This is a genomic window from Streptomyces sp. NBC_00887 (assembly GCF_045207585.1).
This window is the reverse complement of the sequence record NZ_CP108788.1, coordinates 3148636-3164770: the sequence shown is the minus strand read 5'-3', so window position 1 is coordinate 3164770 and position 16135 is coordinate 3148636. Positions and strand designations below refer to the sequence as shown.

17 protein-coding genes and 1 pseudogene are annotated in these 16135 nt (G+C 70.8%); 11 read left to right on the top strand and 7 right to left on the bottom strand.

The genetic code is table 11. The annotated features are described in order from the left end of the window. Positions 1-66: 66 nt before the first annotated feature. Both OG844_RS14440 and OG844_RS14435 read right to left on the bottom strand, forming a co-directional pair. The gene (locus OG844_RS14440) at positions 67-195 is read right to left on the bottom strand and encodes an LPFR motif small protein (RefSeq protein ID WP_351170283.1); all 129 of its coding nucleotides are present in this window, start codon (positions 193-195) and stop codon (positions 67-69) included. 75 nt (positions 196-270) lie between these two features. Continuing rightward, positions 271-1134 carry an SCO6745 family protein gene (locus tag OG844_RS14435; RefSeq protein WP_406390469.1) on the bottom strand — a complete coding sequence of 288 codons (864 nt, stop codon included), beginning with the start codon at positions 1132-1134 and terminating at the stop codon, positions 271-273. Positions 1135-1270: 136 nt separating this feature from the next. Here OG844_RS14435 and OG844_RS14430 point away from each other — a divergent pair, with 136 nt between their 5' ends. After that, on the top strand, positions 1271-2227 hold the full coding sequence (locus OG844_RS14430) for a GlxA family transcriptional regulator (protein ID WP_406390467.1): 957 nt from the start codon (positions 1271-1273) through the stop codon (positions 2225-2227). A gap of 39 nt (positions 2228-2266) precedes the next feature. After that, positions 2267-2902: a DJ-1/PfpI family protein gene (locus tag OG844_RS14425; protein ID WP_406390465.1), complete on the top strand. Its 636-nt coding sequence runs from the start codon at positions 2267-2269 to the stop codon at positions 2900-2902. On the opposite strand, the gene OG844_RS14420 is transcribed toward OG844_RS14425, so the two are convergent. Continuing rightward, positions 2889-3674 carry an enoyl-CoA hydratase/isomerase family protein gene (locus OG844_RS14420; RefSeq protein ID WP_406390463.1) on the bottom strand — a complete coding sequence of 262 codons (786 nt, stop codon included), beginning with the start codon at positions 3672-3674 and terminating at the stop codon, positions 2889-2891. The two genes, OG844_RS14425 and OG844_RS14420, sit on opposite strands and share 14 nt — an antisense overlap. 122 nt (positions 3675-3796) lie before the next feature. Between OG844_RS14420 and OG844_RS14415 the strand changes: the two are divergent. Together OG844_RS14415 and OG844_RS14410 are read left to right on the top strand one after the other, a co-directional pair. Continuing rightward, positions 3797-3913, top strand: a pseudogene (locus tag OG844_RS14415) (HdeD family acid-resistance protein); the annotation flags it as partial. Between the two features lie 148 nt (positions 3914-4061). Continuing rightward, positions 4062-4517 (top strand): ATP-binding protein, encoded by a 456-nt coding sequence (locus tag OG844_RS14410; RefSeq protein WP_406390462.1) that lies wholly within the window; start codon positions 4062-4064, stop codon positions 4515-4517. Positions 4518-4538: 21 nt separating this feature from the next. On the opposite strand, the gene idi is transcribed toward OG844_RS14410, so the two are convergent. The 4 genes from idi to galE all read right to left on the bottom strand — a co-directional run bounded on the left by idi (position 4539) and on the right by galE (position 8838). Next, positions 4539-5132 carry an isopentenyl-diphosphate Delta-isomerase gene (gene idi, locus OG844_RS14405; protein WP_406390461.1) on the bottom strand — a complete coding sequence of 198 codons (594 nt, stop codon included), beginning with the start codon at positions 5130-5132 and terminating at the stop codon, positions 4539-4541. Between the two features lie 147 nt (positions 5133-5279). Beyond that, the gene (locus tag OG844_RS14400; protein WP_406390459.1) at positions 5280-6533 is read right to left on the bottom strand and encodes a GNAT family N-acetyltransferase; all 1254 of its coding nucleotides are present in this window, start codon (positions 6531-6533) and stop codon (positions 5280-5282) included. A gap of 215 nt (positions 6534-6748) precedes the next feature. Further along, on the bottom strand, positions 6749-7690 hold the full coding sequence (locus OG844_RS14395; protein ID WP_406390457.1) for a cation diffusion facilitator family transporter: 942 nt from the start codon (positions 7688-7690) through the stop codon (positions 6749-6751). 164 nt (positions 7691-7854) lie between these two features. Continuing rightward, on the bottom strand, positions 7855-8838 hold the full coding sequence (gene galE, locus OG844_RS14390; protein WP_406390455.1) for a UDP-glucose 4-epimerase GalE: 984 nt from the start codon (positions 8836-8838) through the stop codon (positions 7855-7857). 284 nt (positions 8839-9122) lie between these two features. Here galE and OG844_RS14385 point away from each other — a divergent pair, with 284 nt between their 5' ends. The 7 genes from OG844_RS14385 to OG844_RS14355 all read left to right on the top strand — a co-directional run bounded on the left by OG844_RS14385 (position 9123) and on the right by OG844_RS14355 (position 16132). Next, positions 9123-10898, top strand: coding sequence for a DUF5941 domain-containing protein (locus tag OG844_RS14385; protein ID WP_406396128.1), 1776 nt, complete (start codon positions 9123-9125; stop codon positions 10896-10898). Continuing rightward, entirely contained in the window at positions 10895-11632 is a 738-nt protein-coding gene (locus tag OG844_RS14380) for a sugar phosphate nucleotidyltransferase (protein WP_406390453.1), read from the top strand. Before OG844_RS14385 ends, OG844_RS14380 begins: the two co-directional genes overlap by 4 nt. Beyond that, entirely contained in the window at positions 11620-12681 is a 1062-nt protein-coding gene (locus tag OG844_RS14375) for an iron-containing alcohol dehydrogenase family protein (RefSeq protein ID WP_406390451.1), read from the top strand. The genes OG844_RS14380 and OG844_RS14375 overlap by 13 nt, the downstream gene beginning before the upstream one ends. After that, positions 12659-13438 (top strand): CDP-alcohol phosphatidyltransferase family protein, encoded by a 780-nt coding sequence (locus OG844_RS14370; protein ID WP_406390449.1) that lies wholly within the window; start codon positions 12659-12661, stop codon positions 13436-13438. Before OG844_RS14375 ends, OG844_RS14370 begins: the two co-directional genes overlap by 23 nt. 8 nt (positions 13439-13446) lie before the next feature. Next, complete coding sequence (locus OG844_RS14365) at positions 13447-14319, top strand: glycosyltransferase family 2 protein (RefSeq protein ID WP_406390447.1); 873 nt, start codon at positions 13447-13449, stop codon at positions 14317-14319. Between the two features lie 105 nt (positions 14320-14424). Beyond that, positions 14425-15354: an ABC transporter permease gene (locus tag OG844_RS14360; RefSeq protein WP_406390445.1), complete on the top strand. Its 930-nt coding sequence runs from the start codon at positions 14425-14427 to the stop codon at positions 15352-15354. After that, positions 15347-16132, top strand: a complete 786-nt coding sequence (locus OG844_RS14355; protein WP_406390443.1) for an ABC transporter ATP-binding protein — start codon at positions 15347-15349, stop codon at positions 16130-16132. Before OG844_RS14360 ends, OG844_RS14355 begins: the two co-directional genes overlap by 8 nt. The last annotated feature ends 3 nt before the right edge of the window (positions 16133-16135 follow it).

The window sequence follows — 16135 nt, the reverse complement described above, 5'->3', positions numbered from 1 at the left end:
GCATTGTGCCGGGTGGCCGGGTGCCGTGTCGCGTGACCTCGTCGGGCGGTGCCGTGGACCGCCCGCTCAGGCGCGCCGGGTCCGGCCGCCGCGCGACGCGCCGCCGAAGACCTTGGCCACCAGCCGGAAGGGGAGCGTCACCACGGTGCCCACGGCGGAGCCGATGGTGCGGAAGACGTCTGCGATCGTGCGCATGGTGTTCTCCTTCGTCGGGGTGTCTGTGTGTGCTGTGCGCCTGACCCCGACGACGGCCCGTAAACGTTCCGGGACTCAGACCTTTCCGAAGAGGCCGTCCGGGAACGCTCCGGCTGCCGCCGCGGCGAACAGGTATCCGCGCCCCAACTCGGTCAGCCGCTCCACGCCCTTTGCGCCCAGGTGCTCGTACGGCGCGGCGTCCATCCGGTCCGTCGCCTCCTCCAGGCCGGCCCTGAGGGCGGTGCCCGCATCCGTCAGCTCGCCCGCGTCGTCCAGCAGGCCGCGTCCGCGCAGCCGCTCCACCGCCGCCTCCCAGTCGGTGCGCCGCCAGCCGCGGGTGCCGAGGTTCCAGCGGGGCGCCATGCCCTTGCCGGTCGCGGTGTGGCTGACCAGGGCCTCGACCGGGTCGAGACCGGCCGCGAGCAGGGCGGCGAGGTGGGCGTCGCCCCGGTGCTCGCGCAGCAGCGTCGCCGCGTGCCAGAACGCCAGGTGCGGTTCGTCCGGCACCGGCAGGTCGGCGTGCGCGGCGTACAGCGGCCGGGCGTGGCGGGTGCAGGCCTCCGCGGCGCGCAGGGCCAGCCCGGCGGCCTCCGCCATCTCGGGGGAGGCGACGGCCTCCTCGCCGAGCAACCGGCGCAGTGTCGAGTCGGCGGCGCGCAGCCGCGCGTCGAGCGCCGCCTGGGGCGAGGCGACGGACCACACGGCGGGCAGGTGGCGGGACACCAGCTCGTGGTTGAAGTTGTAGAAGGTGGACGTGACCGCCCCGGCCCCGACGGCGCCCAGCGCGGCGCCGCGAGCGGCGAAGTAGGCCGCCCGCGCGTCGTCGATGCCGAGCTTGCCGAACTCCTCACCCAGGTCGGGGGAGAAGTAGACGCAGGAGTGCAGGGGGTTGACCGAATTGTGGCAGCGACGCCCGGCGCGGGGCGGAAGAGTACTCATGCCTGCACGTTACCGACTGGTCAGTACGTCGTAAAACCCCGGCGCCGCAGTGACATGGCCCACGCCCCCGGTATGGCAGGAAAGGTGGGGAACTCGTCATTGCAGCCATCGGGCCCGGTCGCCCAGGATGGCAGACATGAAGCAGCGATCCGTACTCGTCGTCCTCTTCGAGGACGTCCTGAGCCTCGATGTGAGCGGCCCGATGGAGGTCTTCGCCGGGGCGTCCCGTACCCCTGGTGTCTCCTACGAGCTGCGCACCGCCTCCCTGACCGGTGCGCCGGTCCGCTGCTCCAACGGCCTCACCCTGGTCCCCGACGGCGCTCTCGCCGACGCGGACGTGCCCGACATGCTCCTCGTCCCCGGCGGCTCCGGGACCCGCACCCCCGACCCGGCGCTGGTCGACTGGCTGCGTGAGAACGCCCCGCGCGCCGGGCAGTTGGTCTCCGTCTGTTCCGGTGCCCTGCTGCTCGCGGAGGCGGGGCAGCTCGACGGCCACCGCGTGACCACCCACTGGTCCGTCTGCGAGACGCTCGCCCGTGACCATCCGGCGGTCGAGGTGGACCCTGACCCGATCTTCGTGCGCGACGGAAGGCTGGCCACCTCGGCCGGTGTCACCGCCGGCATCGATCTCGCCCTGGCCCTCGTCGAGGAGGACCACGGCCGCGACGTGGCGCTCGCGGTGGCCCGCCACCTCGTCGTGTTCCTGCGGCGCCCGGGGAACCAGGCCCAGTTCAGCGCCCAGCTCACCGCCCAGACGGCCGTCCGTGAACCCCTCCGGGCCGTTCAGCACTGGATCACCGAGCACCCGGACGCCGACCTCTGCGTGGAGGCGCTGGCGGCCCGGGCCAGGCTCTCACCCCGTCACTTCGCCCGTGCCTTCCAGGCCGAGACCGGCCTCACCCCGGGCCGGTACGTCGAGCGCGTCCGCCTCGAACAGGCACGCCGGCTCCTGGAGGACACCACCGACGGTGTCGCGGGAATCTCCCGCGCCAGCGGCTACGGCACCCCGGAGGCCATGCGCCGCGCCTTCGTCAAGGCACTCGGTACGGCGCCCGCCGAATACCGCCGCCGCTTCCACTCCCAGCCCGCCTGAGCAACGCACGCGCAGCCCGCCCGCAACGTAAGGAACACCGTGCAGATCGCCATCGTGCTCTTCGAACGCTTCACCGCCCTCGACGCCGTGGGCCCCTACGAGATCCTCAGCCGCGCCCCCGGCGCCGAGACCGTCTTCGTCGCCGAGCGGACCGGGGCCGTACGCAACGACAGCGGGAGCCTCGCGCTCCACGCCGACCGTACGCTCGCCGAAGTCTCCGCGCCCGACCTGGTGATCGTGCCCGGCGGTCCCGGGCAGAGCGCCCAGATGGAGAACGAGACGCTGCTGGAATGGCTGCGCACGGCCGATGCCACCAGCACCTGGACGACCTCGGTGTGTACCGGGTCGCTGCTGCTCGCCGCGGCCGGACTGCTCGACGGCCGTCGAGCCACCTCGCACTGGCTCGCCCTCGACATCCTCAAGAAGTACGGCGCCGAGCCGACCGGTGAGCGCGTCGTCCTCGACGGCAAGTACGTCACGGCCGCAGGGGTGTCGTCCGGCATCGACATGGGCCTCACCCTGCTCGGCCGGATCGCCGGCGACGAGCACGCCCAGGCCGTCCAACTGCTCACCGAGTACGACCCCCAGCCGCCCTACGACGCCGGATCCCCCGAGAAGGCCCCGGCCGCCCTGGTCGAGAAGTTCCGTACGAGCAGCCGGTTCAGCCTCCGGTAGAAGCCGCCCGGCCAGGTCCCGTGACCCAGCTGAAGCGGGGCGTACGGCGCTCCATGAAGGCGGCGACACCCTCAGCGGTGTCGCCGCTTCCGCGCGCCTGCTCCGCCCAGTACGCGTCCCGGTCCTCGCGTCCGTCGGCGAACTCCTTCGCGGCCGCCTGGGTCAGCTGCGAACGCGACGCCAGTACCTGCGCGAACGCCAGCACCCGGGCGTCGAGTCCGCCCGTCGGCAGCACCTCGTCCACCAGCCCCGTGCGCAGGGCCCGTTCCGTGCCGATCAGCTCGCCGGAGAAGAGCAGGAACTTCGCGGCCGCCGGGCCGACCAGCGCGACCAGCCGCCGGGTCGACGACGCGGCGTAGACGATCCCGAGCTTGGCCGGTGTCACCCCGAACGACGCCCCCTCCTCGGCGAACCGCAGATCACAGGCGGCCGCGAGCTGGCTGCCGCCGCCCACGCAGTATCCGCGCACGGCGGCCAGCGTGGGCCGGGGAAAGGCGGCCAGCGCCTCCTCGGCCCGCACGGCGAGCTCCTGCGCACGGCTGCCCGGCTCCCGGAGCGAGGTGATGTCGGCGCCGGCGCAGAAGGTGTCCCCGGCGCCGGTGAGCACCAGCACCCGTACGGCCGGGTCGGCGGCCAGCCGCTCCAGGAGTCCGGGCAGCGACCGCCACATGTCCGCGCTCATCGCGTTCCGCTTGGCGGAGTTGCTGATGACGACGGTGGCGACGCCGTCGGCAACGGTGTGTACCAGCCGCGCCTGCTCCCGGGGATCCATGCGCCGGATGCTATCCGTACGGTCCGTACCCATGATCAAGAAGGGGTCGCGAAGCGGGCACGCACCGTGAGGAGCTGTCGATGGCCGGTCCCACGACCGAGGGCAGGAGGCTCCACCGCCGTTTCGGCGGACTCGCCCTACTGTTCGACGGGCTGGGGCTGATCGCGATCGGGATCGGCGGGCGACGGATCGTCAGCCTGGTGACGGACCAGATGACGCCCGAAGAGGACGAGAAGTAGTCCAATCACCTGACGCTGTCATACCCGCTCGGTCACATTGCATCGATAAGTGACTACTTGTGGTCAGAAGCTCGGTCCGGACCAAGCTGTTCCCGACACTCATTACTCGATAGTCAGTGACGTGCGAGTCGAGAGCGGGTGCCGGTCTATGGAGAGCCGCGGGAGTGTACCGGCCCATCCCGTGTCGTACGAGGGAGTGTGGCGTTTCACCGCCCCCGCCGTCGACGTCTCGGTGCCGCAAGCCCGGCACGCGGTGCGGGACCTGCTGAACCGGCAGGGGGTGCCCGTGGAGGACGACGTCCTTCAGGGCCTGCTGCTGATCGTCTCGGAACTGGTCACCAACGCCGTGAAGCACGCCGCACTGCTCTCGCCCGAACTCGCGGTCGAGGTGGCCATCGGGGCGGAATGGATCAGGGTGTCCGTCGAGGACAACCACCCCTACCGCCCCACCGCCCTGGTGACCGACTACGCGCAGACGGGCGGCCGAGGCCTGCTGCTGGTCCGTGAGGTCACGGCGGAGGCGGGCGGCACCTGTGACGTGGAGCACACGGCGGGTGGCGGAAAGATCATCTGGGCGGCGCTGCCGCTGAAGGCCCCGTTCTGACCGCCCCCGCCGGACGGCCGCTCACCAGCCCGCGGAAGGCCCCGTCAGCTCCCTGATCGCGGGCCGCGCGGCGTCCAGCACCGTCATGAACCAGGCCGAGAACGGCGCGGCGGCGTGCCGCTCCGCGAGCTCACCCGCGGTCACGAAAGCCGTCTCGCCGACCTCCTCCGTATCCGGCCGCAGCCGCTCCTGCGCCATCCCGACGAACAGGTGGTTGAACTCCTGCTCCACCAGGCCCGAGACGGGGTCCGGATGGTTGTAGCGGACCGTGCCCGCGGCCGCGAGCAGCGAGGGCGAGATGCCGAGCTCCTCGTACGTACGCCGGGCGGCGGCCGCGAAGGGCGCCTCACCGGGGTACGGATGACCGCAGCAGGTGTTGGACCACACGCCGGGGGAGTGGTACTTGCCGAGCGCGCGGCGCTGCAGCAGCAACCGTCCCTGTTCGTCGAAGAGGAACACGGAGAACGCCCGGTGCAGCTGGCCCGGTGCCTGGTGGGCGGCGAGTTTCTCCGCGATGCCGATGGTGGTGCCGTCCTCGTCGACCAGTTCGAGCATGATCGCTTCTGCTGTGCCGTTCGACGAGTTGTGCGCCGCGGTGGCTGGTGTGGTCGGCATACCCATCCTTCGCTTTGGTTCCCGGCCTCGTGCGCCGGACCCCTCGAGTCCGGACAAGTCTGCCGCACAAAAGCCGCTTGTCCGTACTTCGGGTGCTGGCATGTCCGGTCCGACGCACCCTGACGGCGCGGCGGACCGGACACCGCGTCAGACCCCGAAGGCGTCCGGATACTGGATGCTGCCCGTGGGCACCGGGGCGGAATCGTCGAGCCGCAGAGCCATCAGGGCCTCGTCGGGAACATCGAAAGCGACTCCGATCCCGAACCGCGACGCCGGTACGAAGCCGAACGCCGGGTAGTACTGCGGATGGCCCAGCACCAGCACGAGCGGCTCACCCCGCAGCCGGGCCGCGTCCAGCACGGCACGCACGACCGCACGGCCCGCACCCCTGCGCTGATGCGGGGGCGCGGTCGCCACCGGGGCCAGCGCCAGCGCCGGCGCGTCCCCGACCCGGCACCGGGTCAGCAGCGCGTGTGCGGCGACGGATCCGTCCGGCGCCTCGGCCACGTACGAGAGACCGGGCAGCCAGGCGCCGGGATCCAGGCGCAGGGCATCGACCAGATCGGCCTCGGCCCGCGTCGGGAACGCCGCCGTGTTGACGGCGTGCACGGCATCGCGGTCCGCCGCGGTCTCCGGACGGGTCCGCCACCGGGAGTCGGCAGGCCGCAGGACGTAGCCGGCGTAGCCGTACTCCGTGCCGTGGTCGCGGCGCATCGCCAGCTCCTCGGCGGTGGCCGCGAGGGCCTGCGCCATACCGGGAGCCGAGGGATCGACGGCCGCGGCCCGTTCGGCGAGGGGGACGTAGTACTCGTCCCAGTCGCTCCCGGGTTGCAGCAGCACCCCGAGCACATGGCAGCCCGCCGCCACGGCGGCGGCCGTGTGGGCCGCGACCGGGCGCAGGGAGCCGTGCCGCTCCCAGAACGCACGGGCCTCGCCGGCCGGCGCGTCCGTGGTCCAGACACACTCGGTGATCACCATCGAGCCACCGGGGGAGAGCAGGCGCTGCCAGTCACGAAGCGCCGTGTCGAACCCGATGATGTACGCGGAACCCTCGGCCCAGACCAGGTCGAAGGTGCCGTCCGTGAACCCGGGACCGCCGAGGTCCGCCATGTCGGCCCGGACGGTGTGGATCCGGTCGCCGAGGCCACGTGCCTCGGCCGCCTCGCGCAGTTCGTCGAGGAACGGCTGGTGCACATCGACCGCGGTCACCTCGGCACCCGCCTCGGCGGCGAGCAGCAGGGCGGCCCTGCCCGGACCGCAGCCCAGGTCCAGGACGCGCGGGCGGCGAGGCTGCGGGCCCGCGAGGGCGAGCAGCCGCCGGGTGGTCGCGTCGGAGCCCGGACTCTGCCGGGGCAGCCGGTGGTGCAGTGCGAAGAAAGCGTGGAACGGGTGGTCGGTCAACGTGGGAAACCCTTGGGTGAGAGGGCTCCGGCCGACGCGGCGACGAGGAGACAGCCGAGGCGCTAGCCCGGAACCCGGGAGATGAGGAAGGACCGATTGCTGCGCGGGGCAGCCGCCGTCACGACAGTCATCAACCTCAGCTCCTTCACTCTCACGGGCTTCGCACGCGAACGTACGCCGGAGACCCTAACACCCGGTCCCGGTCCCGGTGCCGGTCAGTGGCAGAGCTTCGCCTCGTGCTCCGCATGGCCGCTCGGCTCCAGCTGGAAGGTGCAGTGCTCCACGTCGAAGTGATGACCGAGACAGCCCTGCAGGTCGTGCAGGAGCTTCTCGTGGCCGATCGAGTCCAGCATCTCCTGGTGCACGACCACGTGCGCGGAGAGCACCGGCATCCCGGAGGTGATCGTCCAGGCGTGCAGGTCGTGGACGTCCAGCACCCCGGGAAGGGCGGTGATGTGGGCGCGCACCTCCGCCATGTCGACACCCTTGGGCGCCGATTCCAGAAGCACGTCGAGCGTCTCGCGCAGGAGCTTCACCGTACGGGGGACGATCATGAGGCCGATCAGCAACGAGGCGATCGGGTCGGCGGCCTGCCAGCCCGTGGCCATGATGATGCCCGCCGACACCAGGACGGTGACCGAGCCGAGGGTGTCCGCGACGACCTCGAGATAGGCCCCCCGCACATTGAGGCTGTCCTTCTGCCCGCGCATCAGCAGGGACAGCGAGACGACGTTGGCGACCAGACCGACGGAGGCGAACACGATGGCCAGACCGCCCCTGGTCTCGGCCGGGGTGACGAAACGGTCCACGGCTTCGAAGACCAGGTAGCCGCCGACTCCCAGGAGCAGCAGGCAGTTGGCCAGCGCCGCGAGGATCTCCGCGCGGGCGAAGCCGAAGGTGCGGTTGGGTCCCGAGGGCCTGTTGGCGAAGTGGATCGCGAGCAGGGCCATGCCGAGTCCGAGTGCGTCCGTGGCCATGTGGGCCGCGTCCGCGATCAGCGCGAGCGAGTCGGCGAGCAGCCCGCCCACGATTTCCATGACCATGACGCCGAGCGTGATGCCCAGGGCGACCTTGAGCCGGCCCTTGTACGCGGCGGCGGCCGTGCCCGTCGGGGGCGGCCCTCCGTGCGCGTGCCCGTGATCGTGGCCAGCCCCCATGGGAACGCCTCCGCAACGCGTCGTACCACTCGGGCGGCGATCGCCCGATGTGGCCAGTGAACTACGGGCGGGGGGTACCGGGCAACACGGCACTGAACACCGTTGTCATGTGCCCTGACCTGCGGAAACGTTCGCAGGTCAGGGCGTCGGCCGAGTGCTGCGGGCTACTTCGCGCGGGCCTCGGGGTGGCGCAGGCACCAGCCCTCCCAGGCCGACTCGACCATCTCGCGCACCCCGCGCCGGGCCGTCCAGCCCAGTTCCTCGGTCATCCGCGCGGCAGAGGCGACGGCCCTGGCCGCGTCACCGGGCCTGCGCGGTTCGATCACGGGCTCCGTGGGCAGGCCGCTGACCTCGCTCACCAGATCGGCGAGCTCACGCACCGAGACGCCTTCACCGCGGCCGATGTTCACGGTCAGGTCGCCGGCGAAGCCGGGCTCCGACAGTCTCCGGGCCACCGCGAGGTGCGCGTCGGCGAGGTCGGCGACGTGGATGTAGTCGCGGACGCAGGTGCCGTCGGGCGTCGGGTAGTCGTCACCGAAGATCCGCGGGGCCTCGCCGCGCGTCAGCCGGTCGAAGATCATGGGCACGACGTTGTAGACCCCCGTGTCCGACAGTTCGGGCTCCGCGGCCCCGGCCACGTTGAAGTAGCGCAGACAGGCGGTCGAGACCGAGTGCGCCCGGCCCGTCGCCCGCACCAGCCATTCACCGGCCAGCTTGGTCTCGCCGTAGGGGTTGATCGGGGCGCACGGAGTCTCCTCGGTGATGAGCTCCGTGTCCGGAACCCCGTACACCGCGGCCGAGGAGGAGAAGAGGAAACGCCGCACACCGGCCGCGACCACCGCCTCCAGCAGCACGGCGAGCCCGGTCACGTTCTCCCGGTAGTAGACGAGGGGCTTCTCGACGGACTCGCCGACCTGCTTCTTCGCCGCGAGGTGCACCACACCGGTCACCTCGTGCTCGGCCAGCACCCGGTCCAGCAGCGCACGGTCGGAGGCCGAGCCGCGCACCAGAGGAACGTCCGCGGGCAGTCGCCCCTCGATGCCCGTCGAGATGTCGTCGAGCACCACGACTCTCTCGCCCGCCCCCGTCATGGCCTTCGCCACATGTGCTCCGATGTAACCGGCCCCGCCTGTGATCAACCACGTCATACGCGTCAGCTTATGCGCTGGCCCTGCGCGGTTTGTGGGGCGAGGTGCTGATCGACGATGATGATCGCGAACAGCGCCGCATGATGGCCGGTTCGCCCGAACGGAGCACAAACGGGCGGTGAACTCGGTCTTCCGTTCATCCGATAGCCTCAGCCGACGTGCCGCAGGCCCGCCCGAGGGCCGCACTGTCGCGCGCCTTTCCCGTCAGCACCAAGGAGTGAGTTCGTCTGTCGACCGCCATCCTCACCGGTGCGCCGGTACCCGGATCGTCGCTCGAGGACGATCTGCGGTCACTCGGCTTTGACGTACGGGCAGCAGCCGACGCCTCCGAGGCCGCCGAACTGCTCGCCGCGGTCCCCGCGAGCCGTCGCGTCGCGCTCGTGGACCCACGCTTCGTCGGCCACGTCCATGCCCTCAGGCTCGGACTGACCGACCCCCGCTTCGCCGCCGCCACCGTCCCCGGAGCGCTCACCGCGCAGCCCGAGGCACGGGACGCGCTGCTCCGAGCCCTGCGCGGGGCCGTGGCAGCCGTGGGCGCGGGAAGCCCCGTCGCGCCCACCGGCGCCGAAACCGTCGCCGAGGACCGCACGGTCCCCGGCCGGCTCGCCGTCGCCCTGGACGCCGAGGGCACCGCCGTGCAGCGCCCCGAGCTCGGCTCGCTCACCGCCGAGGTACCCACCGGTCCCGAGGACCGGAGTGCCGCTCAGGCCGCCGTCGACGCCGTCGACGACGAGGCCGTACGGCTGCGCAGCGCGGTGAAGGCCCACGACGGCTTCTTCACGACGTTCTTCATCAGCCCGTACTCGCGCTACATCGCCCGCTGGTGCGCCCGCCGGGGCTTCACCCCGAACCAGGTCACCACCGCCTCGCTGATCACCGCACTCATCGCGGCCGGCAGCGCGGCGACGGGCACCCGCGCGGGCTACGTCGCGGCCGGGGTACTGCTGCTCCTCTCCTTCGTCCTGGACTGCACCGACGGGCAGCTCGCCCGCTACTCACTGCAGTACTCGACGATGGGCGCCTGGCTGGACGCCACCTTCGACCGGGCCAAGGAGTACGCGTACTACGCGGGCCTCGCCCTCGGTGCCGCCCGCGGCGGCGACGACGTATGGGTCCTCGCGCTCGGCGCGATGGTGCTCCAGGCCTGCCGGCATGTCGTCGACTTCTCGTTCAACGAGGCCAATCACGACGCGGTCTCCAACACGAGCCCCACCGCCGCGCTCTCGGACCGGCTCGACAGCGTCGGCTGGACCGTCTGGCTGCGCCGGATGATAGTCCTGCCCATCGGCGAACGCTGGGCCATGATCGCCGTGCTCACCGCGGTGACCACCCCCCGTGTCGTCTTCTACGCCCTGCTCGTCGGATGCGCGCTGGCCGCCTGCTACACCACGGCCGGACGGCTGCTGCGCTCGCTGACCCGCAAGGCGCAGCGCACCGACCGGGCCGCCGTCGCACTGGCCGACCTCGCCGACTCGGGACCGCTCGCGCAGGCCGTGGCCGGCGCGGTCCGCCGCCCGCGCGGGGGCTTCATCGCCCCGCTGCTGGCCCTCGTCGGCGCACTGGTGATCGTCGCCGCAGCCCTGTTCGCTCCGTACGGCAGCCGGCTGACCGTCGGCGCGGCAGCGGTGTACGCGGTCGTCTCCGGTCTCGCGGTCTCGCGGCCGCTCAAGGGCGCGCTCGACTGGCTCGTACCCCCGGTCTTCCGTGCCGCGGAGTACTGCACGATTCTGGTGCTGGCTGCCCGCAGTGATGTGCCGCACGCCGTTCCCGCGGCATTCGGCCTGGTTTCGGCCGTCGCCTACCATCACTACGACACGGTGTACCGCATCCGAGGTGGTACCGGCGCACCGCCCCGGTGGCTGGTGCGCACCATCGGCGGGCACGAGGGCCGGACCCTGGTCGTGGCCGTACTCGCCGCCGTACTGACCCGGAGTTCAGGATTTACCACGGCTCTCACCGCGCTCGCGGCGGCCGTGGCTCTGGTGGTGCTCGTGGAGTCCATCCGCTTCTGGGTGTCCTCCTCGGCCCCCGCTGTACACGACGAAGGAGAACTCGCATGATCGGCCTCGTACTGGCAGCCGGTGCAGGACGACGTCTGCGTCCGTACACGGACACGCTGCCCAAGGCCCTGGTGCCCGTGGACGGCGAGAAGACGGTCCTGGACCTGACGCTGGCCAACTTCGCCGAGGTCGGACTCACCGAGGTCGCGATCGTCGTCGGCTACCGCAAGGAAGCCGTCTACGCCCGCAAGGCCGAGTTCGAGGCGACGTACGGCGTGAGCCTGACGCTCATCGACAACGACAAGGCCGAGGAGTGGAACAACGCCTACTCCCTCTGGTGCGCCCGTGACGTCCTGAAGAAGGGCGTCATCCTCGCCAACGGCGACACCGTGCACCCGGTCTCCGTCGAGAAGACCCTCCTGGACGCCCGCGGCAAGGGCCAGAAGATCATCCTCGCCCTCGACACGGTGAAGAACCTCGCCGACGAGGAGATGAAGGTCATCACGGACGGCGAGAAGGGTGTGCGGCGGATCACCAAGCTGATGGACCCGGCCACCGCGACCGGCGAGTACATCGGCGTCACGCTGATCGAGCCCGAGGCCGCCGAGGAGCTCGCCGACGCGCTGAAGGTCACCTTCGAGCGCGACCCCGACCTCTACTACGAGGACGGCTACCAGGAGCTCGTGAACCGCGGCTTCACCGTCGACGTGGCCCCCATCGGCGAGGTCACCTGGGTCGAGATCGACAACCACGACGACCTCGCCCGCGGCAGGGAGATCGCGTGCCGGTACTGACCCGCCTCATCCCGTCCCCGGTCGTCGTCGACATCCGGCGCGGCGCGATGGACGATCTGGCCGGTCTCCTCGCCGACCAGCGGATCTCCGCGTCGGGCAAGCTCGCCATCGCGATCAGCGACGGTTCCGGGCGCGCCCTGCGCGAGCGGCTCGCTCCGGTGCTGCCGGGGGCCGACTGGTACCCGGTCGCCGACGGCACGATCGACTCCGCGGTGCGGCTCGCCGACGGCATCAAGGGCAACCGCTACGACGCCGTCGTCGGCCTCGGCGGCGGCAAGATCATCGACGTGGCGAAGTACGCCGCGGCACGGGTCGGCATGCCCATGGTCGCCGTGGCGACGAACCTGTCCCACGACGGGCTCTGTTCCCCGGTCGCGACCCTGGACAACGACAACGGGCGCGGCTCCTACGGAGTCCCCACCCCGATCGCGGTGGTCATCGACCTCGACGTGATCCGCCAGGCCCCCGCACGCTACGTGCGCTCGGGCATCGGCGACGCGGTCTCCAACATCTCCTGCGTCGCCGACTGGGAACTCGCCCACGAGATCCAGGGCGAGGAGATCGACGGACTCGCGGCGGCCATGGCACGTCAGGCGGGCGAAGCCGTACTGCGCCACCCCGGCACCGTCGGCGACGACGCCTTCCTCAAGGTGCTGGCCGAGGGACTCGTCCTGACCGGCATCTCGATGTCGGTCGCCGGGGACTCCCGGCCCGCCTCGGGCGGCTGCCACGAGATCAACCACGCCTTCGACCTGCTGTACCCGAAGCGTGCCGCCAGCCACGGCGAGCAGGTCGGCCTCGGCGCCTGCTTCGCCATGCACCTTCGGGGCGCACGCGAGGAGTCGCTGCACATGGCGTCCGTACTGCGGCGCCACGGGCTGCCCGTGCTGCCCGACGACATCGGCTTCACCGCCGAAGAGTTCGTGCGGGCCGTCGAGTACGCCCCTCAGACGCGCCCGGGACGCTTCACGATCCTGGAACACCTCAACCTGTCCACCGACCAGATCAGGGACGCGTACGCCGACTATGCAAAAGCCATCCATAGCTGAACTCCGCCCGGTCGTGCACCCTCCGGGCGTGAAGGACCGGCGCAGTGGCGAGCACTGGGCAGGTCGGCTCTACATGCGCGAGATCTCGCTGCGCATCACCCGGCACCTGGTGACCACCAAGGTCACGCCCAACCAGCTGACCTACGTGATGACCGTCGCCGGCGTGCTCGCGGCACCCGCCCTGCTGGTCCCGGGCATCCCCGGGGCCCTGCTCGGCGTGCTCGCCGTCCAGCTCTACCTTCTGTTCGACTGTGTCGACGGCGAAGTGGCCCGCTGGAAGAAGCAGTTCTCGCTGGGCGGGGTCTACCTGGACCGGGTGGCCGCCTATCTGTGCGACGCGGCGGTGCTGGTCGGCTTCGGCCTGCGTGCCGCCGACCTGTGGGGCCCGGGGCGCGTCGACTGGCTGTGGGCCTTCCTGGGCACGCTCGCCGCGCTCGGCGCCATCCTGATCAAGGCCGAGACCGACCTCGTCGGCGTCGCGCGCCACCAGGGCGGGCTGCCGCCCGTCAAGGAGTCCGCGTCCGAGCCGCGCTCCTCCGGCATGGCGCTCGCCCGACGGGCCGCCGGCGCGCTCAAGTTCCACCGGCTCATCCTCGGCATCGAGGCGTCGCTGGTCATCCTGGTGGTCGCCGTCCTCGACACGGTCAGGGACGACCTCTTCTTCAGCCGCCTCGCGGTCGCCGTCATGGCGGGCATCGCCCTTCTCCAGACCGTCCTGCACCTGGTGTCGATCCTCGCGTCCAGCAGGCTGAAGTGAGCTCCCCCATGAAACTCGGCGCAGTCATCATCACCATGGGCAACCGTCCGGACGAGCTGCGCGCCCTCCTCGACTCGGTCGCCAAGCAGGACGGCGACCGGATCGAGGTGGTCGTGGTCGGCAACGGCGCCTCGGTCCCCGACGTCCCCGCGGGCGTGCGGACCGTGGAACTGCCCGAGAACCTCGGCATTCCCGGTGGCCGCAACGTCGGCATCGAGGCGTTCGGCCCTTCCGGCGCCGACGTGGACGCACTGCTGTTCCTCGACGACGACGGGCTGCTGCCGAACACGGACACCGCCGAGCTGTGCCGGCAGGCCTTCGGGACGGATCCGGAACTCGGCATCGTCACCTTCCGTATCGCGGACCCGGACACCGGGGTCACCCAGCGCCGGCACGTGCCGCGACTGCGTGCCTCCGACCCGATGCGCTCGTCCCGGGTGACGACGTTCCTGGGCGGTGCGAACGCCGTACGCACCCAGGTGATCGCCGAGGTCGGCGGACTGCCGGACGAGTTCTTCTACGCGCACGAGGAGACCGATCTGGCCTGGCGTGCCCTGGACGCCGGCTGGATGATCGACTACCGCGCGGACATGGTGCTCAACCACCCCACGACCGCTCCCTCGCGGCATGCGGTGTATCACCGCATGGTGGCCCGCAACCGGGTCTGGCTCGCCCGCCGGAACCTGCCCGCGCCGCTCGTGCCCGTGTACGTCGGTGTCTGGCTGCTGCTCACCCTGGTCCGCAGGCCGTCCATGCCCGCGCTCAAGGCGTGGTTCGGCGGTTTCCGGGAAGGCTGGGCGAAGCCCTGCGGTCCCCGGCGCCCCATGAAATGGCGTACAGTCTGGCGGCTGACCAGACTGGGCCGACCACCTGTGATCTGAGAAGCTCTTCTCTGAGACCATGAGGCGTATTTTTCGTACGGGACCCTGTCCGCCTTGGCCGCGCCCGCGACCGGCTGCGCATTGTGAAGACGAGAGTTTCAACTTGTGAGTGAGACAACCCACGACGGTGGGGTCGCGTTGAGCACCCCACCGTCCGCCGACGAGGGGCTCAGCGCGTCCCAGGTGGCCGCCAAGTACGGCCTGACTGTGAGCGGCGCCCGGCCCGGGCTGTTCGAATACATCCGTCAGCTCTGGGGCCGCCGTCACTTCATCCTGGCGTTCTCCAGGGCGAAGCTGACCGCGCAGTACAGCCAGGCCAAGCTCGGCCAGCTGTGGCAGGTGGCCACGCCCCTGCTGAACGCGCTGGTCTACTTCCTGATCTTCGGACTCATCCTGGGCACCGCGAGGGGGATGAGCCAGGAGGTCTTCATCCCGTTCCTGGTGACAGGGGTCTTCGTCTTCACGTTCACCCAGAGCTCGGTCATGGCTGGGGTGCGGTCCATCGCCGGCAACCTCGGCCTCGTCCGCGCCCTGCACTTCCCCCGTGCCTCACTGCCCATCTCCTTCTCGCTGCAGCAGCTCCAGCAGCTGATGTACTCGATGATCGTGCTGCTGGCCGTGACGGTGGGATTCGGCAGTTACCCCTCGCTCTCGTGGCTGCTGGTGATCCCGGCGCTGGCGATGCAGTTCCTGTTCAACATGGGCCTGGCCCTGGTCATGGCCCGGCTGGGCAGCAAGACTCCCGACCTGGCGCAGCTGATGCCGTTCGTCATGCGGACCTGGATGTACGCCTCGGGCGTCATGTTCTCCATCCCGGTCATGCTGGCGGGCAAGCCGCAGTGGATCGCCGACGTGCTGCAGTACAACCCGGCGGCCATCTACATGGACCTGGTCCGCTTCGCGCTCATCGACGGCTACGGCTCCGAGAACCTGCCGCAGCACGTCTGGGCCGTCGGGCTCGCCTGGTCGCTCCTGGTGGGCGTCGCCGGCTTTGTGTACTTCTGGAAGGCAGAGGAACGGTACGGCCGTGGCTGAGGAAACGTCCCAGGGGCACATCCCCACCGTCATCGCCGACGACGTGCACATCGTGTACCGGGTCAACGGCACGGGCGGCGGCAAGGGCAGCGCCACCGCGGCGCTGAGCCGGATCATGCGCCGGGGCAAGGGCGAGCCGCGCGGCGTCCGCAAGGTGCACGCGGTGCGGGGTGTCTCCTTCACCGCGTACCGGGGCCAGGCGATCGGCCTCATCGGCACCAACGGCTCAGGCAAGTCCACCCTGCTTCGGGCCATCGCCGGACTCCTGCCCACGGAGCACGGCAAGGTGTACACGGACGGTCAGCCGTCGTTGCTGGGTGTCAACGCCGCGCTCATGAGCGATCTGACCGGTGAGCGCAACGTCGTGCTCGGCGGTCTCGCGATGGGCATGAGCCGTGAGGAGATCCACGAGCGGTACGACGACATCGTGGAGTTCTCCGGGATCAACGAGAAGGGCGACTTCATCACCCTGCCGATGCGGACGTACTCCTCGGGTATGGCGGCGCGGCTGCGTTTCTCCATCGCCGCGGCCAAGAACCACGATGTCCTCATGATCGACGAGGCCCTCGCCACCGGTGACCGCAAGTTCCGGGTCCGCTCGGAGGCGCGGATCCGTGAGCTGCGCAAGGAAGCGGGCACCGTCTTCCTGGTCAGCCACAACAACACCACCATCAGGGAGACCTGCGACCGGGTGCTGTGGCTGGAGAAGGGCGAGCTCCTGATGGACGGCTCCACCGACGAGGTCCTCAAGGCCTATGAGCGGGAGACCGGCAAGTAGTCC